Here is a 25,667-nt window from a genome sequence, read left to right on the forward strand (position 1 = left end):
TTAGAAAACTAAAATTAGTTTTGCAACTAAAATAATTATAGTATAAGATGAAAACAAAAATTTTTACAATTGCAACACTAGTAATTACTGGATTTGCAATGGCACAAACATTTACTTTGAAAAGTAAGGACCTTGGAGGTCAGTTTGTCAATGCTCAATTTGCAAATGGTTTTGGTTGTACAGGTGAAAATGTTTCACCTGAACTAAATTGGGAAAATGCCCCAAAAGAAACAAAATCATTTGCTGTAACAATGTATGATTTAGATGCGCCTACAGGTAGTGGACTTTGGCATTGGGTGGTTTACAATATTCCGCCATCAGTTACATCCCTTGTTTCTGATTCAGGTAGTTTTACAGAAAATAAATTACCTAAAGGAGCTACAAACGGACTAAACGATATTGGAGTCAGAGGCTTTTTTGGGGCTTGTCCACCTGTTGGACAAGTACATAGATACATTGTTACTGTATATGCACTAAATAATAGTATACAAGTGGATGATAATGCAAGTGCTGCTTTAACAGGTTTCATTCTTAATAAGAATACAATCTCAAAGTCGTCATTAATAATATATGGAAAAAATTAAGGCAATTAAATTTGGAATTTGGATTTAATGCTTTTTTGAAAATACATTTTATTCAAACTCAAATAAGTTTATATGGCCAGAAGTACCAAAAATCTAAATTTAAAAACTCAAAAATGATAAAAGTAATAGCATACTACAAAAACGTTGAAGGTAAAAAATTTGATATTGATTATTACCTAAAAAAACACCTGCCATTTGTTCAGCAAATTTGTGGCGAAAGTTTAAAAAAGATTTCAGTTGATAGAGGTTTATTTGGTAATGAACCAAATTCTATGCCTGTGTATATAAATGTAACCCATTTATACTTTGAGAACATGGACTCTTTCCAAAGCGCCATGGTGCCACATTTCAATAAAATTTTTGAAGATTCTCCGAACTTCACAGACATAGAACCTGTAATGCAAATAAGTGAAATTATAAAATAATTTAAAAAAATGAAAAAAAAGATATTAATTGTGTTTGCTCATCCTGAGCAAACATCTCTTACCAGAACAATGGTAAATACGAGTATTGAAGTTCTTGAAAAAATGGGACATGAAGTAATAACTTCTGACCTTTATGCGATGAAGTGGAAAGCTGTATATGATGAAGAAGATTTTCCAGTTAGAGCTAATAGTGAAAGACTTTCGTTGATACATGAATCAGGTAATGCATATGCTACTCAAAATCAAACCTCTGATGTTGTAAAAGAACAAGAGAAATTACTAAGTGCTGATGCTGTTATTTTACAATTCCCATTATGGTGGTATAGTATGCCAGCAATTTTAAAAGGATGGATTGAAAGAGTATATGCTTTTGGATTTGCGTATGGATATAAAAATGGCACCAATGAATTTAGATTTGGTGAAGGTATTTTAAGTGGTAAGAGGGCAATTGTTTCTGTATATACAGGTGGCCCGGAAAGTGATTTCAGTCCAAGAGGTATTAATGGCCCTATCGAACAATTATTATTTCCTCTTACTCATGGTGCATTGTTTTATCCGGGAATGGAAGTATTACCAACTCATGTAATCCATAGCGCTGCCTTTATAACTCCTGAAGAGGTAGAAAAAGCCAAACTAATTTGGTCTTCAAGGCTTCATAATTTATTTACTGATACACCAATTCCTTTCAGATCTCAAAATGGTGGGGATTATCCTGATAGACATGTATTAAGAGATGATATTGATCCTGAAAAGACAGGGATTAATGCTCATATTGCTTCGTAATTATAATAAATATTTAACAATGAAAAAAACTTGGTTTATTACAGGAATATCTAGCGGATTGGGTAAAGCTCTTGCCCAGTCGGTGATTGATAAAGGTGATTTTGTGATTGGGACTTTTAGAAACCAATATCAAACAGATGCATTTAATAATGAATATAAGGATAAGGCAAAAGCATTTACATTAGACGTAACAAATTTTAGTAACGTTAAAGAAGTTATTGAAAAAATCAAGAGTCAATTTGATAATTTAGATGTTTTGGTAAATAATGCAGGTTTTGGTTTTGCTGGGTCAATTGAAGAAACTAATGAACAAGAAGCAAGAGATGTCTTTGAAGCTAATTTTTTTGGTTCATTGCACGTGACTCAAAATGTTCTACCAATATTTCGTAAGCAAAGAAGCGGGCATATAATTCAAATTAGTTCCCATGGTGGATTTAAGGCATTTGCAGGTTTTGGTATTTATAATGCCAGTAAATTTGCCCTTGAAGGTTTTAGCGAAGCTTTAGCTCAAGAAGTTTCTCCTTTAGGCATAAAGGTAACTATTGTTGAACCTGGACCATTTCGCACTAATTTTGCTGGTAACTCTTTTAAACATGCATCAAAAATAATTGAAGATTACAACACTACTTCAGGATTATTTAGAGAAAAAATCAAAGCTATTGATGGAATTCAGGAAGGAGACCCAAATAAGGCAGCAGAGGCTATAATTCAAATTACCAAATCTGAATTTCCACCTTTACGTCTTCCCTTGGGTAAAACTGCTATCGCAACTTTGAATTCAAAAATTGAAAGTGTTGCTAATGAAATTAAAGAATTTAAGTTACTTGCAGAAAGTTGTACTTACTAAAAGCGAAATTTTATATAGTGAAATAAATTTGTTTAGAAAGATTCTGCAATGTTTACAGTATAACGCTTTGTAATATATTTTGAAAATGTGAAAAGAATAGGGTTGTTTTCCAACATACCCTATTTTTTTTTAAATAGTCTTTTCTTATGTAAACTCATAGAAATTTAGATTAATATAAATAAAAATTTATGAATAAAATGAAAAAATGGATTTCGGACTTTCTTAGTTGTAATAAGAACTTCCATAAAGATACATACAAATTAAATAGAATTATTTTTAATCAAGCTACTAAATTGTAATTAGATCATATTATTTTCTAATCTCTATTAACCATATAAATTTGAACATCAATATAAATTTTCAATTAGCTAAATTAAATGAACAATTAAGTTTTTTAGAAATTGAAATAGAAAATCCAATAGTGAAATGTGAAAATGCAATTGACATTATATTAAAATCAATAAATATAATTAAGAAAGTTGTAATTAAAAATTCTTTTAAAACAGATCAAGAAGAAATACTTTTTTTCAAAGAAATAAAGCCTCAGTTCACGTCTAAACTCATTTACTATAATATGGTTTATAAAATAGAAATGAAAAGACCAAATGGAGGAAATCGAATATTAAAGAAATACTTTCATAATGAACTTTTAAAACTAAAATCTTTCTTTGATAATGAACTTGAATTTTATCAGTATTATAGATCTGGAAGCACTTATTTGGATTATAAATATTTTCAAAGAGGCAAGTTTGATATTAAACTTGCCTTAGACAATTATTATTTTGAAACAGATACAACATTTAGCACTTCCCATGACTTTAAAGTAGCACAAATTTTAGCCAATGACCTACTTCAATTATACATAGAAAATAAGTTAATTATGACTGAAAATAAAGATATTTCAGAAAAATCACAACGCAAACCGAACATTAAACTAATGTGGACAGGTTCTAAAGTAGCGCTAACGGAATTACTATATGCCCTTCACTCGCAAGGAGTTTTCAATAATGGCAGTGCTGATTTGAAAGATATAGCTGAATATTTCGAGCATATTTTTGAAATAGATTTAGGTCAATACCGCCGTACTTTCCTAGAAATCAGAACTCGTAAAACTGACCGAACAAAATTTATTACTGCATTAAATGAATCTCTAATCAAGCGCATGGACAATGCAGATGATATAATTTAAAATAATCATTCACAACACAAACCCCGTTGTGAAACAAAACAATTCAAATATTACAAATTTGTGCCATAACAATCTAAAATATACGTTATGGCAATTGAAGTTATTACCCGAGAAGATTTAAACGAATTCAGAAGTCTTCTATTGAATGATTTAAAAGAAATCATCCAATCCAAACCGCAACAGGTAAAACAGTGGCTCAAATCCAACGAAGTCCGCAAGCTGTTAAATATTTCCTCTGGAACTTTGCAAAATCTACGTGTCAATGGAACATTAACCTATACCAAGATTGGTGGAATTATGTATTATAATCATTCAGATATTGATAAAGTATTGAACGGTAATAAGTCAAAATAATCTGTCGTTCTATGAATTACATCAAACACTTGACAGGCTTTTTTATTCGTATTGCCAATGAAGAAACCATTTATCCAACCCACATCAGTTTGTATTTGGCATTGTTTCAAAGTTGGAATGTCAATCGGTTCAAAAATCCAATTGCAATTTCCCGTGATGAAATGATGAAAGCCAGTAGAATTGCTTCTAAAGCAACTTACCATAAGTGCATTAAAGAATTGCAATTGCTTGGTTTCATAGATTATTTACCGTCTTACAACCCCTATTCGGGTTCAGAAGTCATAGTACACAATCTTGCGGATAGCTATTCATTTAAAAAAGGAAACACCAGTTCAACAATTGATGCAACAAAGCCAATAAATGAACAAGTCAATAGTAAGGTTACTGAACATGTTAATGAACCCAATATATATAATAATATACAAACCTTAAAAAACAATAAAAACATATCTATAGACACCAATTTTCAAATTTTAAATGAAGATGAATTTTTAGATACTTCGGAAAAAGAAAAAAAAAGTTCCGCCAAAAAAAAAGAAAGTCCAAGTTTAGAAATGGTGAAGAATTATTTCAAGATTCAGGAGTATACAGAATTTGAAGCAGAGCGGTTTTATAACTATTACACCAGTAACGGTTGGTTAATTGGCGGTAAAACGAAAATGATTGATTGGAATGCTGCTGCTCGCAACTGGATGCTCAATACTGCCAAATTCACAATTAATTTACCACAAAGCAATCTAATCAAAGAACAACCAAGAGCTAATAATTTGCACACCGTAGAAGACAAAGACTATGCAGAACCATTGTAAAATAACCAACTATGAATTCACAATACAACTACCCAGAGATTCTAGCATGGTTGGAACAGAGAGGCAAAAAAGATTTTGGAGAAAAGTTTCATTTCGTAGAGCAAGACATTACGAACATTACAAAACTTGTAGCCTACTTTCTCAATGATGGGATAACAACTGAAAAATTTGGTATCGACTTGACCAAAGGAATTTTATTATCGGGTCCAGTAGGTTGTGGCAAGACAACACTAATGACATTAATGAAATATGTGACCAAGCCAAACAACAAATTTTATTTAAAGACCTGTCGAGATATAAGTTTTGAGTTCATAAAGGAAGGCTATGAAATCATCCACCGATACAGCCGTGGTAGCTATTCTCAAACGGAATATAAAAACTATTGCTTCGATGATTTGGGTGTAGAACAAAACTTAAAATACTTCGGAAACGAGTGCAATGTTATGGCAGAAATAATCCTTTCAAGATATGATCTATTTGTGGCAAAGAAAATCCAAACCCACATCACAAGTAATCTATCAGCCTCCGAAATAGAGGTTGCTTATGGCAATAGAGTTCGGTCAAGACTAAGAGGAATGCTCAATCTCATTGCATTCGATAAAAATACTGGAGACAAACGCTAATTAAAATATCAAAATGAAAATAGCATTAAAGAAAATCAAGATAGCAGACATTGAAATCATACAATCCGAACTACTAAAATTTATCAGGAATAAAGTTGATAATATTTCTCATTGCAATGATTATGAAAAGTATTGCAATGACATCATTATAATTGATGTACTGCAAAGTATGTTTTACATTTTTAGAAACAAGATTGAAAACCAAAAACAGTTTGCAAATATCTCATTATCTCCATCACAGGCTGTCATACTGCTTTTTTGTTGTCAATGGAAAAGAGAAGAACGAACAGACGGACAAAAATTTGTGATGCAGACTACCTCCGATTTATTGCATGAGAAACTTATAAATATTTAAAAAAACACTAACCAAAAATCACAAAAAAATGAAGTTTATAGACCGCCTAAAAATAATTCAGTACAATTTTTTTGCTTTAGCAATATGCCTTGCAATTATTATTACTGCTCCATTGCAATTTTTGGATTTTATCATAAAAGGTAAAAACAGGATATTGAAATTCTTGGAATCGTATGTTTTCAAAATGCTATTCAAAATAAATGATTTAAAAAAACAATATCAAAACTGGAACAATGAGCTGTAAAGTTAAAAAACCACTTCCCCATTCGGTTACAAAATCAGAATTGATAGAAATGTATTGCAACCAATTTAGTGAGGCAAAAATCAGAAAGCAAATCAATGAAATTCTAAAAGAGAAAAGCATATCCAAGGACACCAAGATAATACCGCATTTAGAATTTATGGAATTTGTAGAAACCTACGGGTTGCCAAAAGGTTATTATCTTGACGACAGTAGCTAATTGCAATACTATTCCAAAACCATTGCAGTAATACCTTAGCGTACCTTTCAATACCTTATTATACCTAAAAAACCATTGCAATACCTTGTCATACCTCGCTTTACTTAAAGGCGAGGTTTTTTTATTTCAAACATTTGTATCAGAAAGTTACAGAGCAGATGACAAAGGATGAAATAAACTTAATTCTAAAGCGCAGGATAAAAAACGGTGACGAGTTTAATCATTTAATCGAGAAGCCAAAAAATCAAAAGGTAAAACTACAGAGTGGCGATACTTTTTATTCGGTTTCAATAATGAGTAAATGGGCAAAGACTTTTTACAAGCAGGTTGCCAAACTATCATTGATTTTAAAAGGCAACACAATAAAAGAAACCTGCGATAAAGTTCATTATTTCTTGTTTTATGACATCCAATATCAGGCTGATGGAGTTACTCAAAACATAAGAAGTCCAGCCAATAGTTGGTTTAATCGAAGAGATGGGATTGATTGCAAAAGCTACTCCATTTTTGCCAGTTGCGTGCTTCTGAATTTGGGAATCAAGCATTATATAAGGCAAATCAAACAGCCGAATTTTAATCCAAAACAGTACACCCATGTTTACGTTGTAGTGCCTAATAATCAAGTGAGCGGAAAATTAGAGGATGGATATTGTGTAATTGATGGTACTGTACAGAGTAACAAAGAACCAAATTATACCGATAAAAAAGATGTTTTTATGAGTTTAAAATTGCCACATATCGGGCTTAACTGCCCTGCACCAAAAAAAGGTTTGAAAGGTACGCCTAGAAAAACCAAAAGAAGCACTACCATTAAAAAAAGCAGTAATCAGACAAGAGAAAGATTTCCTTTTTAAACAATAAGAATATGATAATATTAGAAGAACAAACAGGGCTGAATGCTGGACTGAACAAAGGGCTTAAAATTGGCAAGATGCTTAAAAAGAACGTTCGCTTAAAAAACGTTTCTATCAAAAATGCTATTAAAGTAGGTAAAGTAGCCATTCCCTTAGCCACTACAGCAATGAGTTTTATTCCGGGAGGAGGAATTGCAAGTAAGATACTGGATAGCAAGGCGGGTAAGCTTTTTACAAAAATTAAAGGCAGTAAGGCTGTAAAATTTGCCACCAAAATCAGTAAAACCAAAGTTGGAAAGTTTGCCATCAACAACGTGGTTAAGCCTACCATAAAAAACGTCATTTCTGGCGGTGGTTCACAGCAGGTTTACGATGATTCGGGACAAGGCGAAGTAATGCAAAATGCAACACCTACACCACAACAATTAGACACTATCTCACAAATCAAAGGAGTGCCTGCTGAAACACTTTCAACAGATGCAGAATTCAGTCAATCCGTTCCAAATGATGCGCAATTGCAAACCATTTCGCAGGTCAAAGATATTCCAGTAGAGAATTTAAAAGACGAGGTTGCTACTCAAAAAGAAATGGCGAAAAATGAGAGTGCCACTACAGATAAGCCCAATTATACAATCCCAATTGTTATTGGAGTTGGTGCTGTAGGAGCTATTCTACTGGCTACAAGTTCAAAAAGTAATCAATAAAAATAGAAATGAAACAAGAGTTAATAACAATTAGTTCTGCCGTTGCTGTAGGTGCGCTCTCAAGAGGTCTCACTGGCACGGTGACAGAGACATCTTCCAATATGGTTAAAGGTGTTGTAAATGGTGCAGTTGCTTTTGGTGCTGGATTTTTAGCAGTAAAAGTAAAGGGAAGTGATACAAAGAGTTCGCTTTTGAGAGGTTCAGCAATTGGTGTCTCCATTGCTCACGGATTAGAATTGGTAAAGAATGTTTTTTCATCTGAAAAAATTGCATCAAAACTCAATCCCGAAACCACAATGGGAAGATTTATGCAAAAGGCAGCAGGTCTATCTGGAGCAGTAAATGGTCTTAATGGATATATAGATGCCTACGGCAATTACCACGAAGATGGATTGGGTGGTTACATTGATGTAAACGGCAACTATGTTGAAGATGGTTTGAGCGGTTATGACGATGAAGAAGGACTAAACGGCTACTATGATGAAGCAGGAAATTACCACGAAGATGGATTGGGCGGTTACATTGATGCAAGTGGTAACTATGTTGAAGATGGTTTGAGTGCTTATGAAGATGAAGACGGATTGGGTGCTTACATCGACGAGAACGGCAACTATATTTTGTAAACAAAAAAAGAAGTAAAAATTAATTCATAAGAAAAATGGAAAATAGAAACCCACAATTGCAAAGAGCAATCAAGGTCTTGGGGGCAAGACAACGCCAACACGCACAAGCAGTAAGACCACAGGCTACCAAATTAGTAGATAAGACATTTTACTTAAATGTAAAAGTTGATGGAATGAGTGGCATTAACCAATTGGTTGATTCCAATACCAAAAAATTAGTTGGAGTAACCAACTTTGATGGTAACCTTTTAAACTCTGGTCGTGATGTTGTAATTGATTCCATCCGAACCTTGTTTACATCTGATGGAACATCCGTAGAAAATGCCAATTGGCAAAACTCGGAACGAATTCCTGCACAGTTGCAAAATGCAGATTTAAGGCTCATCCAAACCAATGATATGCTCATTGATTTGCCTATGACCGATACCCAAAATTTCAAGAACGAAGACCACAGACCAATTGCGACTACTCCGCTTTTAAGAGCCAAGGAAGAATTCAAATTGGAATTGGAATTTCCAAAAGGGGTTACAGTTCCAACTGGAAAGCCACTTTTTATGAGATTGGAATTTAGAGTAACCGAAGCTAAAAAATAGTACTGGAAAGCCATAACCGAAAGGCTTTGGCTCAAAAAACACAAATGCCATGAGACAGATACATTATGTTGTAAAAGCAACAATAAAACCTGGAGAGAATAACACATCTGAAAACTTCAAATTGCCAATTGGATTTACAACAGCTGTTGCAGTCTATACCAATGGAGTTGAAAAGAATACTGGGGCAATGCCATCAGTTGAAATGAAAGACGACAACAGTATTGCAATTATTCCAATGGTTCACATTGACAACTGGAGACAAACCACAGGTGGAGAATATGAAAGGAGTTTCAAACCACTAAATTTTGATACAGGCAACAAGGATTATTCGCTTTTGTTTGCCCTTGAAGAACCGCTTGCAGGAGATATTCCTTTAAAATTTCATGTCGTGTTTTTGTATAACAATACCATTAATAAAGTCTAGCAATGTTTGTAGAAACTGCCTTTATAACAAGAGAATTCAAAGAAGAGCAAATACCTGTTTTAGAGAACATCACTTGCTTGTCAGTTGTAAACACAGGTACTACCATTGCAATAATTAACGGAGTTAGTATATATCCAACTCAGAAGCAGATTTTAATTGTTCCCGATGGCACGTACTCAAAAGTTCAGTTGACAGTCATTTTTTTAAATCAAGATAGAGGCATCAAACGAAAAGGAACAACAGCACAAAACAAAGTTTTACTTATCTACAAAAAGCTAATTTAAAATGGAGCAATTAGATGATTTGATGGATAAACTCAATAGCGACAAATTTTGTGCTGTTACTGTTTATGACAGGAATACCTCAAAATCCATTTTCCGCAATGTAACCCACGAGCAGATAAAAAATGAGTATGGTAGTTCCGAAGAATTTTTCGAGCGATTATTCGCTGATGGTCATACAAAGTTGAGCCTACAGGAAAAAAGAAAAAACGGAAGCAATGCCTTTAAGCTAGAGGGAGAACCTTTTGATGTAAGTTTTGGAAATGCTACTGAAGAACAAGAAAAACTGATCCCAAAAAAGAAGAAAAAAAAGAAAAAGAAATCGGGACTTATGGGACTTGGAATGACAGAGATTTTCGATTTGAAACTTCAAGCCTATGACAGGGCTGAACTTGCTAGGAAACTTGAGGAATCGGAAAGAGAAAACAAGGAGCTTAAAGCCAAGAATGAGGCTCTCAACGAAGAGAAATTGCAGAAGCGATACACAAAAGAAAGCAATGACAGTTTAAACAATATGCTTTTAGGGGTAGCAAAACAAGCTCCGATTATCTTAAAAAGTTTGGGGTTTAATGTTCCCATTGAACCAAATGGTTTAGGAGTGGCTTCTGCGGATGATTTACAGGATGATAATTATTCGGATGCAAAAAAAACATTCTTGGATATTGTTAAAACCCTTGATGATGATACGATAACACTATTGCAGGTCATGTATCAGAAAATTAGTGAAAAGACAGAGAATAATGTTTTCTCGCAAGAACTATTTGAATTATTACAGAAACATCAAATGATAGTATAATGAATGTAATTACTATAAAAACAAAGGAAGCCAACCCTTTCAAGTTACAGAAAAAGGCAAAACTGATTGAACAATTATCGGATTTAGATAATGAGGTTTTAGAGAAGTTAGTTGAACTTAAAAACTCCAAAAAAGCAATTGCAATGGTTACTAACAAAGAGAGCTGGCTGACCATTAAAGAATTTATTATGTAGGATAGCAGTTGCTTGGCTTGTAGGCATTCTACTTACAAGAGAAACAACTCTAAAAATAGCATTGGAATAAACTTGGACGTGTAAGATTGGAAGTGTCTATCACTTAAAGAGTGTGTAAAAACTCAGCCAAGAGAGGTTAAAACTAAACAGGGGTTGAATTGAAGTAAAACACATTGGAATATGTGACCTATTTTATAGAGGGTGAAAGTCCTGACCATTTAAAAACTTCATTTTAATATTGAAAAGAACCTTGAAAAAGGAGTGAAATAGATTCTCTGTTTAGTTTATCCAATGCCAAAAAAGTAAAAAATGGAAAAGCAAGGTTTACATAATCCCGCAATAATGGCAGTAGCTTCATCACCGCAGGGGCAAAAAGCAATAGCCAATACTCTTGACAATGCCAATGCTACGGTAAATGCAACAGCTTCAATAGTAAAGGGAGTACTCAAAACTGGATTGTTTTTAGGGGTTGGCTATTTTGTTTACAAGAAAGTATTTAACGGTTTTTCTTCTCTCGCTGAAGACCGAAGAGAAAAACCAAGTAATATTTCAAGCGGAATGGCAAAGAATAAAGCCGAGGCTATTTTTAATGCGATGTACGGTTTGGGAAGCGGTTTTAAATCGGTCAAGCAAAATCTTATGGGAGTTAATCACAACGGATTTATTCGGATTTACAATGAGTTTGGTCAAAGAAAAGGCATCAATCCATTATCCGAAAAAATGACAATGATAGAATGGTTTGCAGACCAATTCACTCCAAGCGAACTAATTGAACTACGCTTTTTAATACCACACTTTTTTTAATATGGAAGTCACAAAAATAGTGCCTATTGCAATAGGATTTACAGGACTGGGAATAATGCTTTTTGCTGTCTCACAAAGCAGTAAAAATAAAAAAGCAGGTGCGTATTTGGATGCCAGTTTAACGGATTCCAGTTTCAATGCCAAAGAAGTTGCAACAATGCTTTATGATGCCATGAAAGAAGCCAATTTCACTAACACAGAGAAGCGAAAGTCCATTTTTACTGCACTAACTGGAGTATCTGAAGCGCAGTTTTCACAAGTGATTAAAGCCTTTGGTAGCAGGTATTACAATACCCTTACAGGCAATACTTATTTTGCCCTTTGGCAAACTCCAGTAAAGCATCCATTAAAGATTTGGCTAAAAGAGGAATTAAGCGAGGAAGATTACAAGTTGTTAAAATCAAATTATCCAAAACAATTATAAAAAAATGACCACAGAAGATAAATTATGGATTGGCGGGGGTATTGCCCTAGCCTTAGGTGGTGGCATCTATTATTTTGTTCAAAAAGGCAAAGATAAAAGCCAAGACTATACACAAGAAATTCCCTATGAAGAAGTAGAGACAACAGAAATTCCCATAAAAAAACCAATACTGGCTACCGCTCCAATTGTTCCCGTAAAAACACAACTACTTGTTAAAGCTCCAGTTTTAGCCGATAGTTTCAGATACAGTATAGGACAGGAAATAATGGCAACAGGATTTAACGGTACAAAGGCGTATGATGCCCGAAAAATGGCAGACGGAAATTATATCAGCGAGGGAATCAGAAAAGCCACTTTCAAAAAAGGAGATAAAATAGGTACTATTATTTGGGTTGGAAGAAAGCCAGACGGAACCTATCGGTATGTTGCACAAAGAAACGGAATGCTACTCAATGATATTTACTGGATTGCTGACCAAGATGTAATAAAACCAATTGGCAAGATACTCCCAACAATCGTATCAGCCAGTAACCTAAACCAAGCGGGTATTGACAAGAATAAGCTACTTAAAAAAGGAAGCAAGGGAGCAGAAGTAAGAGCGTTACAGACACTCTTGAAAGTCAAGGTTGACGGCGATTTTGGAAGAAATACAGAGAACGCACTATTTACCCAAAAGGGAGTTAAGCAAATCAAACTAAATGACTTTAAATAATGAATACAAATGCAACATTATGGCTTTCTCTTGCAGTAGCAGGGATTTTGGTTGTTGCCACTATGAATAATGAGACAAGTCCCGAAGTTACAAAGACAGAAGACAAGCCAAAAACAGAACCTAAAAAAGTAGTATTGTAATGGAATTTTTACTGACAAACAGCATCACTTTTTTGAGCATCTTCAAAAAGTATGGCTTGAACACTCCTAGACGAATTGCTCATTTTTTGGCACAGATTCATGAGGAAAGCGGAGGATTTACAAGGTTTACTGAAAATCTGAATTATTCGCCACAAGGACTAATTAAAACTTTCGGAACAAATCAAATTTCAGTTGCACAGGCAAACCTTTACGGCAGAACTGCAAAACACAAAGCCAATCAAGAAGCCATTGCAAATATTGTTTATGGTGGCAATTGGGGAAAGATAAATCTAGGCAATACGCAAGTTGGAGACGGTTGGCGTTTTAGAGGTCGTGGACTGATGCAACTAACTGGAAGAGCCAATTATCAGGCATATAAGAACTATTCGAGACATGATGTGATTGCTAATCCTAATTTGGCTTCAAGACCTGATATAGCTATTGATATTGCGGGTTGGTTTTGGTCGGTCAGGTTCAATCTTAATCCGATTGCAGATACAAACAATATCAACACCATTACAAAAAAGATAAATGGCGGACTGACCAATTTACAAGAGCGGGTAAAACAGCTCAATTATTACATCACGATTGACACACTCGGGATATTAAAAAAAAAAGTCAAGCAGACGCTCCTACCTAGTCCCATTTACAATTTTTGGTCTGGGCTTTTACATCTTGATAAATAAATTATACAAACAATGACAAAACAGCAAATAATGGAATGGATTACGATTCATTCCAAGCAGATACTGGATTTTTTCCTATTCCTTATCATCGTAATCATGGGTGCAATCGTTAAAATAATAAAGCAAGTAAAACAAGGTGTCAAAGCCTCTTGGAAGTGGTTTTTAGCAGAAGCGATTGTTTCGGTTTTTGTCGCCCTTTTGGTATATGGCTTTTTCGACCAGTTCCTGCACTTTAACAAGCTATTTACTTATATGGTTTGCGCTTGGTGTGGTTCATTTTCAACCATTTTTCATAAAAGGATGGAAGATTTATTAGGTGCTTTTTTTGACAAGCTAAAGCAATTAATAAATGAGAAAACAAATCCTTAACAAGATAATAGAAATCGCCAGTATGTATTGGAGTATTGATTTATTCAATTTACTGGAATTATCCCAAAAGGCATTCTTTACATTAAAATCTATTCTCAAAAACAAAAGCAATGAAAAAGACAATCACTAAATTTTTAATATTCTCTGTTTTACTATTAATGCTTTCTTTAATCTCTTCGGGTTGTTCTTCAGCTAAAAAATATAAAGAAGAAAATACTTTTCTCAAAAGTGAAATTCAAAAAAAAGACAGCATAAAAAATGTGATTATTAATCAAGCGATTGATGATAAATTAATCACTCCAGTTGTTCAAAGCAATACTGGAAACCGTAAGTTGGATAGCCTAGTAAATGTAAAGGTCGATGAGATTTTATCAAAGCTAAATACTTCAAAGAATTCGGGTGATAACAGCTATAAACTGATTTACGATAAACTAGCAAAACAACTGGAATTTTACTCTAAAATAGCACAAACTAAAAACGAAAATTCGACCACCAAAACCACCAATGGTAAAACAATCATTCAGATAAAAAAAATACCTATTGTGATTAAAAAACCACTATCAAAATTGGAAAAGTTTTTAATGGGATTGGGGATTTTGACGCTCCTTTATCTTGGGTATAAAGTGGTTGTATTTATCAGAAACAAAACAAGTCTATGGGTATAAGAGCAAAACACATCGTCATTACTGGCGCACTTGTAGGCGTTGGTTTACTATGGTATAGCAGTAAAGTAAATAAGTGGAAAGAAACTATGGGAAAACTAAAAGCGTTGCCGACTGGGTTTAGAAATTTCGACATCAATTTTAAAAGGATGCGTTTCAATTTAGATGTAACCCTTTTCAATCCCACCAATGATAATTTTTCACCCGATGGTGTTATTGCTGTTGTGAAGAGAATTGTACTGAAAGACAAGACAGCCAAACGTATTGCAACCATTACGGTAAACAAATCTTTTGTTTCAGTTCCTGCCAAAGGCAAATTTGTATTAAAGGATCTGACAGTTGAGATTCCGATACTTGAGAATCTTTCCAATATGGAAAGTCTAGTAAAAATAACAGGAGTAAAAGACATTCAAATTGAAACCATTTTAGGGGTTTTGGGCAAAGAATATTCAATAATTCAATAGTATGGATTTAGTAACAGCATTTAATAATCTGAACGGAAAACAAGTTTCTCGAAGCACACTAAGAAAACTTTTGGCTAGAGCTAAAAAGCAAAAGCATTCGCTAATCTCAGAACGTATAACGAATGTTTTGAGACAAAATAAAGATTCCGTTTTCACTATTGAAATACATGATTTTATTTATGAATTGGGACTTAGTGGCGCAGAGCAAAGCATCATCTTGCCTACTTTGGAATATCAATCCGAACCCGATACTCCAGAAGGTTTAAATGGCGTTTCTCCCGATGATATTTACAATTATATAACGGATTTGATTATAAACACCATTGAAAAGGTCGGGCATTTGCCTTGGCAAAAGGATTGGGTTGGTTCGGGAGCTGACGGAACAGCCAAAAACTATGTGAGCAAAAAGGAATACACAGGAGCAAATTTTCTGCTGAATTTCGATGTGAAATTTGATGAAGATGGCAAAGGTTATCTAGTGCCTATCAAATTTATTCAGCCTTACTATTTAACCTTTAATCAAATCAAGGAAACTAAAGCATCATTGAAAAAGGATAGTAAGGCAAGACGAGTGATTTACTACACTATGATTTTTAATTATGACAATGGTACATTAAAATTCAAGACCACCGATAAGGTAAAGTTTACTGAGTTTGTAAAATCTCACGGACTTACCAAAGAAGATTTGAAAGCGCATTTGGTAAAAATTCCAGTAATTAAATATTACAATGTTTTTAGGGCTGATGATTGTACAGGGTTAAAATTTCCAAGTGACAAGACAGACAGTAAAAAAGTCAATCCGATAGAACAAGCACAACATCTTATTGACGGATATAAAAACCCGCCTACTTATACTTTTGTTGGAGACAAAGCTTATTATCAGCCTGCTACTGATACGCTTAATATGCCTAAAATAACTGCCTTTAACAAAGAGGCATCGTATTACTGCACCTACTTTCACGAGCTGACCCATTCGACAGGAGCAAAAAAAAGATTGGACAGGGATTTCTCCGGAAAGTTTGGTAGTAAAAATTATGCTTATGAGGAACTTATTGCAGAATTAGGAGCAGTCTTTTTATGTTCAGAGGCAGGCATATTGTTTCAAACCAAAGAAAATTCGGCAAAATATCTTAAAAACTGGAATACTGTTTTAGTCACTGAATTAGAGAACGACAACCGTTTTTTTCTCAAAGCTTCGGCACAATCTCAAAAGGCAGTCAATTACATTTTAAACAGAAACTCAGATAGTGATAAAGAAGATGAAGAAAAAAAGGAAGAGCCAGTAAAAAAAGTAGCTGTAAAAACTCCAGGGAAAAGACCTGTAAAAACCAAAGACAAAAACAAACCAAAACAGGATAGTCAACTGGATTTATTTACAGGTTTGGGAGCAAAAGCCAAAACTAAAAAAGTTACCGAAGTAAAGAAAAAACGAGTTGTACGAGTAACAAAAAAAGCCATTACTGGAGTAAGTAAAAAACCACTTGTAACAGATCGGAATAAAAGTTTAAATCAGTTAGAGAAATTAGGCTTTATTTCTGCTAATTCCGCACCAAAAGAGGCTAAAGATGTCTTTGTATTGGGTGGAGAGATTGGAAAGTTTTTACAAAAACAACAACCTCACAAGGCACTTATTCTGATTAAAGGTAATAAGCACAGTTCAAAATCACAGTTGGCTATGCAAATTGCCAATGCTTTTGGAGAACAGCAAACGCCAGTAGCGTACATCGATTATGAGCAAGGTGGAATTGAGAGCAAGGACACACTCGATAGTATCAACCGAAATACAACCGAGAAAGGAAGACGCTACATAGCTATAAAAGGTTATTTGGAAAAGCCCTTTCAAGAATTGCAGGATTTCTGCAAAGTGGTAAAGGTTATTATAGCAGATTCCGTTACGGATTTAAAAATAACAGCCGACCAATTGAACTTTTTAAGAACCACCTACCCGAAAGTAATTTGGTGCTTTATATCACAGGTAAAAGAAAACGGGGCGATGTATGGTGGTAATAAGATGGCACACAATCCAACTTCTGTAATTCATTGTTCCTCTCATCAAGACCCAAAACAAAGGTTCGCTACATTGGAGAAAAACAGAGGAAACGACCTCACTTTAAAATACTCGATGTATTACAAAAAGGTTGTAAATGAGCCGACTGAGGCAAAAAGTAAAAGAAAATTATCGTTTAAAGTTAAATAATTAAAATTCAAAATCATGGTAAGTAAAAAAGTAAAACCGAAAGGCAAAAAAAGAATCTCGGCTAAAAAATTATGCAGTAGAGTAATTGTTCGAGAAGGTGTTAAAAAAGACGGAACATTAAAGAAAGGGTATCGCTACGTTAAGGGAGGTAGAGTTGTCAAAGCTAAAGCTAAAAAATAATTTTTAATTTGTTGGTAATAAAAGCCGTATTGCAGAAATGTGACACGGCTTCATCATTAATATAATACTTTTTATATAATTGTCAAAATAAATAGACCATTGTGATTTAAAACTTAACAAAAAACAATTGTTTTGCCAAAATATTGACATTTTTTATTTTCTTCAATTTGCCTTATATTTACGACAGAAATAATATGATTATTTTTTGATATCAATTAATTATTGGAGTGAATGGAAATTAGAGAAATATTTGAAAATAAAATCAAGATAGAGCCAAAAGTGATGTCTATAGAAAGTTTATTCAACAACCCTGAAAGAGTTGAAAAAACTGATTATAAGCCTTTCTATCAAAGGAATTATGTTTGGGATGATGAAAAGGCAACATATTTTATTGAAAGTATTTTGTTAGGTACTGAAATTCCTCCATTAATCTATTTTAGAAATTCGGATAAGGTTGAGGTAATTGATGGTAGACAACGATACCAAACAATTTTAAGGTTTATCAATAATGAATTTAAACTTAAAAAAAATGGCTTGCAAAAGCTTGATAATGTTGGAATTGCAAATAAAAATTTTAAAGATTTCGAGACGCATTTACAAGATTTGTTTTGGGATACTAAACTACGAATAATTGAATTTAGCTTTCATAGTCAAAGTTTGGTTGATGAGGAACTTGAGGATGTTGTAAAAAAGGAAATTTTTAAGCGGTACAATTCTGGAATTACTCCGCTAAAACCTACTGAGATAGATAACGCTGTCTATTTTGAAGATGATTTAAATTCTTTCTTTAAAAAGAAGTTAACTAATGACCGAATATTATATAGAAATATTTCTAATGTTTTACATTTTGAAAAAACTAGTAATGAAATCATTTTAAAAAAAATAAGACAGTTACTTGTTCAACATAAAATTCCAATTAAATATTATGCTGTAAAAAAAGACACTATCATATCAAAATTTTATGAATTTTCTTTTTCTAACATTGATGAGATTGAAATACAAGAAATATACTCTAGTTTCATTGAAAAAATAAATCTACTAACAAAAGTTAAAGTAGGTTTTCCAGATGAAGGAATTTTGTATAACAGACTTATTTCTGAGTGTTTATTTTGGGCATTTTCAATACTAGAAAACGAAGGGCTATCACTTAACCTTATAACTGAAGATATAATAAATGAATTGATATTATATATTTATAAAAATATAGAATCGTTTGAAATGATTCGTAGTTCTTTTGCGAAAGAATTATATAATAGATACGAGGTTATTTCAACTTTTTTTTCTAAAAAATTTGATATTGATTTCACATTATATCTTCAACATAATTCTGAATTTAAGTTGCGAAATCAAGAACTAACACCTGAAAATGAAGAAAGAGTTAGTTTTGATGACTTACGAATTAACAAACCAGAGCCATCTTCAATTGCTATAATGGATATTTGTCGTCAAATGGAACGACATAGGTTTTTAATTCGTCCGCCTTATCAAAGAAATGAAGTAATAAATAAAAAGAAGTCTTCAGCGATAATTGAAAGTATTCTTTTAGGGATTAAATTACCTCCTATATTTGTTTATAAACGTAAGGACGAAATCTCTGAAGTATTAGATGGTCAACAACGATTATTAAGTATTTTAGGTTTTATAGGTCAACCATACTTAGATGAAAATAACAAAGTTAGATATTCTGATAAAAACACTTTTTCATTATATTTAAAAAATAGTATTTTAAGTAATTTACATGGCAAAAAATTTGAGCAATTAAATTTAGACCAGAAAGAAAAAATTAAAAATTTTGACTTGTGGTTTATAGAAATCAGTTATAAAAATAATGTCAATTTTGAGCCAATCGATTTGTTTATTAGGCTAAACAATAAACCATATCCGATTAAAGAAGATACTTTTGAGATGTGGAATTCTTATGTTCCCAGAGATGTTATAACTACTATTAAATCAATTTATAGCAATAATAGTGAATGGTTTTACATTAGGAAAAATAATTCCCGAATGGAAAATGAAAATATCTATACAGCTTTGGCATATTTACAGTATACATGGATTCGAGCCAATAAGCCTGATAATTTCAGTCCAAAAGATGTAGATATTTATAAGGTTGTTAACAAGATTAATTTTCGTATAAAATCAAAAAATGAGATTACTAAAGTTTTAGAAGATAGTTCTTTGTCAGATATTTTTATTACTTCTGCAAATGATTTTGAATTTAACTTCATTAAAAAACTACGAATATTACTCTCTGATTCAAAAGACAGCGCTGCATCGACTTTAAATAAAAACTTAGATGATATTTTTAATATTGAAAATGGTCGTAGAACCCAACAAGCATTTTACGCATTATGGTATTTTTTATATGATGTTCCATTTGAAACAATCGAAGTCAAAAAAATTGAAATTAGAAATAATTTAAAATCATTATTTAATGACATGACTGGTATTGAAAATAGACAAGCTTTCGATACGAATGTTTCAAAATTTAAATCAAAATATAATAGTCTTCAAATTAATTTATTCCAAAACAATCATAAACATAGACAAACTGCATTTTTAGGAGAAATAGCTAATATCTCTCAAGGAATAAATTTAAATGAATACCATCAAACGAATTCGAGAAATTTAAACGCACATTATCCTTATCTTAGGAAAGGAGAGTTTAAAGATTTTAAAATTAATTCCGAAGATTTGAACTACGTTGATGAATTGACGAAATTTAATTCGAAAGATTTTTTTAATTTTAACGACAAGATTTTGATAAAGAGAGCGTTAACGTCTAATACCCGCCTTAGCACAGCATATTATGAATCGAAATTAGTTTTCAATACCAACATAATTGGTTTGGTAATTAATCGATATGGTTTTGAAACAAAATTTATTTTATCTATTCTTTCAAGTAGATATTGTTTTCATAATTTTTATTTAAATTTTATAAAAGGAAGTGAAGAAACCAAAATTATAACATTATCTGAAATAAGGTCAATTGAAATACCTGTAATTTCTATAGAAAAACAACAACCATTTGTTATTGTTACTGATTATATTTTAAATTCTAATAACAATAAGGAAGCAAAATTGTTTTTTGAACGTCTACTTGATGCAATGGTATATGAATTGTATTTTGAAAGTCAGTTTCAAGCATTTGACATTAAAATCTCAGATTACTTAAATGAAATACCTCAGATTGAATTAGAGCTTAATAATTCATCCATTGATTCTATTTATAAGAAATTAAGTAGTCCAAATAATGATTTAAATATTAGTTTATTGAAAATCCTAAATATGAAAGAAGTAATAAATATTGAAAATAATTTTTAAAATATTTAGATTAAGATGACAAAACGTATTGTATCATTAGCAATTAATAATTGTAGAGCATATTGTAGTAGGTATGATGCGTTGACATTGCCAAATGGAGAGAATGTTCTAATTTATGGTGAAAATGGAAGTGGTAAAAGTTCTTTGTATAAAGCAATGAATAACTATTTTGCCAAATCTACTAAGTTGGCATTACCATTTGTAAAGAATAGATATTTATCCCATTTAGATGGAGAAATCAAAATAACTTTTTCAGAATTTAGCAATACTCCATTTCAACTTTTACCAGGTACAGAGGAGGAGTACACATTTGGTAGTGTCACGTCCGATAATAATATTGAATTTATTCAAACTGCATCACTAGTGAAAGGTTTTTTAGATTATACAGACCTTTTGAAAGTTTATTTACACAAAGAAGAACGACCTAATCTATTCGATTTAATAGTCTTTTCTCTTTTAGGAAATCATATACCACTAGCTAGTGGTGGGAATTTTAAATTCAAAGAAAAATGGGATCAATTACAAAATGATTTAACAGTAAGAGCATATACTAGAAATGATAGATGTCATAAAAATGCAGCAATTGAGTTACCCAATTATGAGATTCATCTTAGGTCAACTTTAGATTCAGTATTTAATGAATTAAATCGCTTATTAAACTTATATTTTACAGATTTTAATATTCAACTTAATTATGTTCTTCTCCCATTGGACTTTAATTATGAAAATTACAAAGTTGATTGGTACACGACGGCAGATTTGCGTTTAGATATAATTAAAGACGGAGTAAGTATTCTTGGTGATTATAGTGACTTTCTTAATGAGGCTAGGTTATCTGCAATTGCAATTTGCTTATATTTAGCTTCATTGTTGCAAAACCCGACGAATGTGGATTTAAAAATATTATTTCTTGATGATGTCTTTATTGGATTAGATGCTGGTAATCGTATTCCTATCTTAAACATATTACGTGCTGAATTTTCTGGTTTTCAAAAATTTATCTCAACTTACGATAGACATTGGTTTGAATTAGCAAAGAGACAGTTTGAAATTCATGATGACAAATCTTGGTCAACACTTGAAATTTATGTGGGAACAGAAACGGTTAATCACAATCTAATATCAAAACCTATACTAGTAAAAGGAGCTACAAATTATGAGAAAGCAGTTCAATATCTTCACGATAAAGTTCGCCCAGACTATCCCGCAGCAACCAACTATTTTCGAAAATCTGTTGAGGAATTGATTCAGGATTTAGTACCTGAATATGAATTAGTAGATGCTGATAACACTCAAATTGCAGATTATAAATTAACTTTATTGCTTTCAAAAACAAAAAATTTTTTGGAAAAAATTAATGCTGATGTTACAGATATTACTGCAATTATTGGGCTACTGCATAATTTAATTCATCCTCTTTCACATCATGAAATTACATCGCCAATCTATAAAAACGAACTACTTATACTGGAAAATGCCATTCCGAATCTTAGACAGTTACTAATAAACTTGGATATTAGTAATAACTATAGATGTGTACTCGAACATGGCAAAAGCATCAGGATTACCATGACTGTTAATTCAGCAGTAAATCATTTTACCTATTACGAGCTAAAATTAAAAGAATCCGTTATTTTAAGTAGAAATGGAGGAGCACCTAGTTTATCCAATTCAAAATGTTTTACTGAAAGATGTCATGGAACAAATAATGGTGTGCCAATACCATCTTTTAGCCCTTCAAAAAGTGATGCTCGATTTAACTATAATTCTTTAGAATCTGCTTCAGAATCAATTTATAATTTTTTGCAAGCCAATGGACCTGCTTTCGTAAAAGGAGTAAATTATCTTAATGGAATTGAATACCATAATGGTACTAATTGGGTTTCAATTATACCTCTTACAGTTTGGTAATAATTGAAAAACTATAAATGAAAATTCATCTACAAGGTTAAAACATTTAATTCAAAGTCTATCCCAAGGTTAATTGATATATTTCCAAACGAAAGTACTTATAAATAAGTAGTCAAAATTGCATAAAAAAGCCTCTTAAAAAGAGGCTTATATATTGATTAACTTTTTAGTTAAGCATAAACTAATTCAGATTTCCTTAAAGTTTCAATAGCAGACAAAGCATCATCGTTAGTTAAACCCAACATTGGACTTGTGAGAACTAGCTTTTCTTTAATGTTACTTGGTAAACCATTTAATGACTTATCATCATCAAGAATAACATAATCATTAATGCTCTTGTTTTTAAGTTGCCAGTTTAGAATCTCTTCCTTACGGGTCAAAAAAGTGGTATTGTCTTCAAGCTTCCCAACAATAGATACATCAATACCTCTTTTCTTGAAAATTTTTCTCCATTGAGGTAAACTATATGTAGATTTATGAGATGTAGTTAAGACAATAGAAGCCCCAGTCTCCGAAATAATTCTTTGAAGACTTGAAACAGCTCTAGGGCTAAAACTTGAAAAACCATCGTCTAATCTCTCAACGGGTTTCCAAGAAGATGCTGAAAGCATTACACCATCTATGTCTAATAATATTAACATGATACAAAGGTAATGTGTTATTCTTTAATAAAAAACATATTAAGTATTTTTTTAACTTACTGTTAATCAGCCATACAATTCCTCATAACGCTGAATATCTGCGTCAGTATCATAGTCATTTGCTTCAACATCTAATTTCTTCCAGTCAAACCCTTCGGCAGATGGATTTTTCCCTCCTTTGGAAGTTTCAATTTCCAATCCTAAAATACTCATACAAATGTAGCGATGATGACCATCTGTAATAATTCCTTCATGGACTTTTATAGAACTAAATCTTTTACCTAGTTGTAATCTCCTATGGATTCTTTCAATTATTGGAAAACTAATTGCGCCTTGCCCAGGTTTAAGGTCAAAAGGTGCTTGTGCTAAAAATTTTTCGATTTCAGCCTTTGTGATATTAGCCATTGTAAAATGTAAATTATAAAAGGCAAACTTACTGAAATAATTACAGTTTTAAAAAATATTCTATTTGCGATTTGCTACATATTTCGTAGTAAATCGCAAATGAAATATAAGCAAGTTCATCAACCAGTTCAATCATTGAACGAATAAATTTAAGCTTTTTTGGTCAGTCATTTTTTTTCTTTATATTTGTAATGGATGGATTCGAAAATTTGCAAGTCAAAATTGAGGAGCAAAAGCGAGACCCTATTTAGGAATAGAAAATTAAAATTCTACATATCAACGTATTAAAGTCGGAATACAATTCCCTCTTTCTCCGCCAGTAGAAATACAAATGGTTACAAAACCCACTAAATTCAACGATTTAGTGGGTTTTTTCTTTTACGGATATATCAAATTATTCATTTAATCTCAAAGTTTTGGTGTCTTTCGAGGTGTCACTAAATTATAAAAATTTAAGTGACACCTCTTACAGAAAACCACCAGTACAGCAAGGTGTTCAACAACATATTCAAAATATGTACATCTTGTTTGTAATTATTAGAAATTTTAAATTTAATAATAACTAAAAGGTTACCACTTATGAACACTACTGTATCAGTTCTCTTTTACATAAAGAGATCAAAAGCCAACAACGAGGGCATTTGCCCAATTTATGCAAGAGTAACAATCCAATCCAAACGATTTGAGTTTAGCGCAAACAAGTATGTAAATCCCGAAAGATGGTTAGGAGAAGGCTCTAAAGTCAAGGGTACTAATGAAGAAGCTAGAACAATTAATAGCCATCTAGATTATTTAAAAAATCAAGTTTTGGAAGCTGAAAAAAGATTATTCAAAAAAGACATCAAAGTTACTTCGGAAAACTTAAAGAATGAATTGTTTAGAGCAACCGAAACTAAACGTATGCTAATTCCAATCTTCCAAGACCACAACAATAAAATCAAAGAACTGGTTGGCAAAGAATATGCACCAGGAACATTAGAACGTTACAAAACTTCGTTGAGCCATACTAAAGAATTTCTATTGTGGAAGTACAAAGTTTCAGATATCGAGATAAACAAGATAGATCATGCTTTTGTAACCGATTATGAATTTTGGTTAAGAAGCGTTAGAAACTGCTCCAATAACACCGCAGTTAAATACATCAAGAACTTCAATAAAATAATAAAGCTTTGTCTGGCCAATGACTGGCTTGATAAAAATCCGTTTGCAAACTACAAATCGAAAGTTAAAGAAGTCGAGAGAGTTTATTTATCTGAAGAAGAAATTCAAAACATCATTGAAAAAGATTTCAAAACCGAAAGACTATCTCTTGTTCGCGATATCTTTCTTTTTAGCTGCTTTACCGGATTGGCATACATTGATGTCAAAAATTTAACAAAGTCGCATGTAAGCCTAGGAATTGATGGTGAGAAGTGGATATTTACTCACAGACAGAAAACAGAAACTGCTTCCAAAATTCCAATACTTCCATTTACACAAATGATTATTGATAAATATGCAGACCATCCACAAAATAACAATCAAGATAAACTACTTCCTATTTTGAGTAATCAAAAAATGAATACATATTTAAAAGAAATTGCAGGAGTTTGCGAAATCGAAAAAGAATTAACCTTTCACATTGCTCGACACACCTTTGCTACTACTGTCACACTTACAAATGGCGTTCCTATTGAAAGTGTGAGTAAAATGCTTGGGCATAAAAATTTGAGAACTACACAACATTACGCTAAGGTTTTGGATAGAAAAGTTAGTGATGATATGGCAATTCTAAAACAAAAACTGAAGTCACAAACAGTAGCAAAAAGTTCATAAGCGTTAAATTCTTAATTCAAAAAACATATCAAAA

General features: G+C 32.4%; 33 protein-coding genes. 31 read left to right on the forward strand and 2 right to left on the reverse strand.

All coding sequences use genetic code 11. The annotated features are described in order from the left end of the window. The first annotated feature begins 47 nt into the window (after positions 1-47). The 30 genes from LG45_RS15450 (at position 48) to LG45_RS15590 (ending at position 22,772) form a co-directional block, all read left to right on the forward strand. Complete coding sequence (locus LG45_RS15450) at positions 48-584, forward strand: YbhB/YbcL family Raf kinase inhibitor-like protein (protein ID WP_035128881.1); 537 nt, start codon at positions 48-50, stop codon at positions 582-584. 113 nt (positions 585-697) lie between these two features. Further along, entirely contained in the window at positions 698-1,009 is a 312-nt protein-coding gene (locus LG45_RS15455; protein WP_035129181.1) for an EthD family reductase, read from the forward strand. Positions 1,010-1,018: 9 nt separating this feature from the next. After that, the gene (locus LG45_RS15460) at positions 1,019-1,792 is read left to right on the forward strand and encodes an NAD(P)H-dependent oxidoreductase (RefSeq protein WP_035128884.1); all 774 of its coding nucleotides are present in this window, start codon (positions 1,019-1,021) and stop codon (positions 1,790-1,792) included. Positions 1,793-1,811: 19 nt separating this feature from the next. Beyond that, positions 1,812-2,639, forward strand: coding sequence for an oxidoreductase (locus LG45_RS15465; protein WP_035128886.1), 828 nt, complete (start codon positions 1,812-1,814; stop codon positions 2,637-2,639). 340 nt (positions 2,640-2,979) lie between these two features. Beyond that, a complete protein-coding gene (locus LG45_RS15470) occupies positions 2,980-3,828 on the forward strand; it encodes an RteC domain-containing protein (protein ID WP_035128890.1) in 849 nt (282 codons plus the stop codon). A gap of 87 nt (positions 3,829-3,915) precedes the next feature. Further along, positions 3,916-4,182, forward strand: coding sequence for a helix-turn-helix domain-containing protein (locus LG45_RS15475; protein ID WP_035128894.1), 267 nt, complete (start codon positions 3,916-3,918; stop codon positions 4,180-4,182). Between the two features lie 11 nt (positions 4,183-4,193). Beyond that, positions 4,194-4,991: a hypothetical protein gene (locus LG45_RS15480; protein ID WP_035128896.1), complete on the forward strand. Its 798-nt coding sequence runs from the start codon at positions 4,194-4,196 to the stop codon at positions 4,989-4,991. A gap of 11 nt (positions 4,992-5,002) precedes the next feature. Next, positions 5,003-5,614, forward strand: a complete 612-nt coding sequence (locus LG45_RS15485; RefSeq protein ID WP_035128899.1) for an ATP-binding protein — start codon at positions 5,003-5,005, stop codon at positions 5,612-5,614. A 13-nt stretch (positions 5,615-5,627) separates the two neighbouring features. Continuing rightward, positions 5,628-5,969, forward strand: a complete 342-nt coding sequence (locus LG45_RS15490; protein ID WP_035128901.1) for a hypothetical protein — start codon at positions 5,628-5,630, stop codon at positions 5,967-5,969. Between the two features lie 233 nt (positions 5,970-6,202). Continuing rightward, entirely contained in the window at positions 6,203-6,430 is a 228-nt protein-coding gene (locus tag LG45_RS15500) for a hypothetical protein (protein WP_035128907.1), read from the forward strand. A gap of 158 nt (positions 6,431-6,588) precedes the next feature. Continuing rightward, positions 6,589-7,284: a transglutaminase-like domain-containing protein gene (locus LG45_RS15505; RefSeq protein ID WP_035128910.1), complete on the forward strand. Its 696-nt coding sequence runs from the start codon at positions 6,589-6,591 to the stop codon at positions 7,282-7,284. Positions 7,285-7,361: 77 nt separating this feature from the next. Continuing rightward, a complete protein-coding gene (locus LG45_RS15510) occupies positions 7,362-7,988 on the forward strand; it encodes a hypothetical protein (RefSeq protein ID WP_131494672.1) in 627 nt (208 codons plus the stop codon). Between the two features lie 8 nt (positions 7,989-7,996). Next, entirely contained in the window at positions 7,997-8,611 is a 615-nt protein-coding gene (locus LG45_RS15515; protein WP_035128917.1) for a hypothetical protein, read from the forward strand. A 35-nt stretch (positions 8,612-8,646) separates the two neighbouring features. Then, the gene (locus tag LG45_RS15520) at positions 8,647-9,204 is read left to right on the forward strand and encodes a hypothetical protein (RefSeq protein ID WP_035128920.1); all 558 of its coding nucleotides are present in this window, start codon (positions 8,647-8,649) and stop codon (positions 9,202-9,204) included. Between the two features lie 49 nt (positions 9,205-9,253). Continuing rightward, entirely contained in the window at positions 9,254-9,628 is a 375-nt protein-coding gene (locus LG45_RS15525; protein WP_035128923.1) for a hypothetical protein, read from the forward strand. Between the two features lie 2 nt (positions 9,629-9,630). Further along, positions 9,631-9,912: a hypothetical protein gene (locus LG45_RS15530; RefSeq protein WP_035128937.1), complete on the forward strand. Its 282-nt coding sequence runs from the start codon at positions 9,631-9,633 to the stop codon at positions 9,910-9,912. A gap of 1 nt (position 9,913) precedes the next feature. Beyond that, positions 9,914-10,705: a hypothetical protein gene (locus LG45_RS15535; protein WP_035128939.1), complete on the forward strand. Its 792-nt coding sequence runs from the start codon at positions 9,914-9,916 to the stop codon at positions 10,703-10,705. Then, positions 10,705-10,899: a hypothetical protein gene (locus LG45_RS15540; RefSeq protein ID WP_035128942.1), complete on the forward strand. Its 195-nt coding sequence runs from the start codon at positions 10,705-10,707 to the stop codon at positions 10,897-10,899. Before LG45_RS15535 ends, LG45_RS15540 begins: the two co-directional genes overlap by 1 nt. Before the next feature lie 309 nt (positions 10,900-11,208). Continuing rightward, positions 11,209-11,703, forward strand: a complete 495-nt coding sequence (locus tag LG45_RS15545; RefSeq protein ID WP_035128945.1) for a hypothetical protein — start codon at positions 11,209-11,211, stop codon at positions 11,701-11,703. A gap of 1 nt (position 11,704) precedes the next feature. After that, positions 11,705-12,127, forward strand: coding sequence for a hypothetical protein (locus LG45_RS15550; protein WP_035128947.1), 423 nt, complete (start codon positions 11,705-11,707; stop codon positions 12,125-12,127). A gap of 4 nt (positions 12,128-12,131) precedes the next feature. Beyond that, positions 12,132-12,839, forward strand: a complete 708-nt coding sequence (locus LG45_RS15555) for a peptidoglycan-binding domain-containing protein (RefSeq protein WP_035128950.1) — start codon at positions 12,132-12,134, stop codon at positions 12,837-12,839. Next, complete coding sequence (locus LG45_RS16520; protein ID WP_165570822.1) at positions 12,839-12,979, forward strand: hypothetical protein; 141 nt, start codon at positions 12,839-12,841, stop codon at positions 12,977-12,979. Before LG45_RS15555 ends, LG45_RS16520 begins: the two co-directional genes overlap by 1 nt. Beyond that, positions 12,979-13,665 carry a glycoside hydrolase family 19 protein gene (locus LG45_RS15560; protein WP_052087629.1) on the forward strand — a complete coding sequence of 229 codons (687 nt, stop codon included), beginning with the start codon at positions 12,979-12,981 and terminating at the stop codon, positions 13,663-13,665. Before LG45_RS16520 ends, LG45_RS15560 begins: the two co-directional genes overlap by 1 nt. Positions 13,666-13,677: 12 nt before the next feature. Further along, a complete protein-coding gene (locus LG45_RS15565) occupies positions 13,678-14,034 on the forward strand; it encodes a hypothetical protein (RefSeq protein WP_035128953.1) in 357 nt (118 codons plus the stop codon). A gap of 110 nt (positions 14,035-14,144) precedes the next feature. Next, positions 14,145-14,699, forward strand: coding sequence for a hypothetical protein (locus LG45_RS15570; protein WP_035128956.1), 555 nt, complete (start codon positions 14,145-14,147; stop codon positions 14,697-14,699). After that, complete coding sequence (locus tag LG45_RS15575; RefSeq protein ID WP_035128959.1) at positions 14,690-15,160, forward strand: hypothetical protein; 471 nt, start codon at positions 14,690-14,692, stop codon at positions 15,158-15,160. Before LG45_RS15570 ends, LG45_RS15575 begins: the two co-directional genes overlap by 10 nt. 1 nt (position 15,161) lies before the next feature. Then, positions 15,162-17,357, forward strand: a complete 2,196-nt coding sequence (locus LG45_RS15580) for an ArdC family protein (protein ID WP_035128962.1) — start codon at positions 15,162-15,164, stop codon at positions 17,355-17,357. A gap of 15 nt (positions 17,358-17,372) precedes the next feature. Then, positions 17,373-17,537, forward strand: coding sequence for a hypothetical protein (locus LG45_RS16525; protein ID WP_165570817.1), 165 nt, complete (start codon positions 17,373-17,375; stop codon positions 17,535-17,537). 231 nt (positions 17,538-17,768) lie between these two features. Further along, complete coding sequence (locus LG45_RS15585) at positions 17,769-20,861, forward strand: GmrSD restriction endonuclease domain-containing protein (protein WP_035128964.1); 3,093 nt, start codon at positions 17,769-17,771, stop codon at positions 20,859-20,861. Between the two features lie 15 nt (positions 20,862-20,876). Beyond that, on the forward strand, positions 20,877-22,772 hold the full coding sequence (locus LG45_RS15590; RefSeq protein WP_035128967.1) for a hypothetical protein: 1,896 nt from the start codon (positions 20,877-20,879) through the stop codon (positions 22,770-22,772). A gap of 170 nt (positions 22,773-22,942) precedes the next feature. Here the strand turns inward: LG45_RS15590 and LG45_RS15595 are convergent, their stop codons facing one another. Together LG45_RS15595 and LG45_RS15600 are read right to left on the reverse strand one after the other, a co-directional pair. Next, positions 22,943-23,413: an HAD domain-containing protein gene (locus LG45_RS15595; RefSeq protein WP_035128970.1), complete on the reverse strand. Its 471-nt coding sequence runs from the start codon at positions 23,411-23,413 to the stop codon at positions 22,943-22,945. A 66-nt stretch (positions 23,414-23,479) separates the two neighbouring features. Further along, entirely contained in the window at positions 23,480-23,818 is a 339-nt protein-coding gene (locus tag LG45_RS15600) for a hypothetical protein (protein ID WP_035128973.1), read from the reverse strand. Positions 23,819-24,397: 579 nt separating this feature from the next. Between LG45_RS15600 and LG45_RS15605 the strand changes: the two genes are divergently transcribed. Further along, on the forward strand, positions 24,398-25,633 hold the full coding sequence (locus LG45_RS15605; protein WP_035128976.1) for a site-specific integrase: 1,236 nt from the start codon (positions 24,398-24,400) through the stop codon (positions 25,631-25,633). Positions 25,634-25,667 lie beyond the last annotated feature (34 nt).

The organism is Flavobacterium aquatile LMG 4008 = ATCC 11947 (assembly GCF_000757385.1).
GTDB classification, from domain to species: domain Bacteria; phylum Bacteroidota; class Bacteroidia; order Flavobacteriales; family Flavobacteriaceae; genus Flavobacterium; species Flavobacterium aquatile.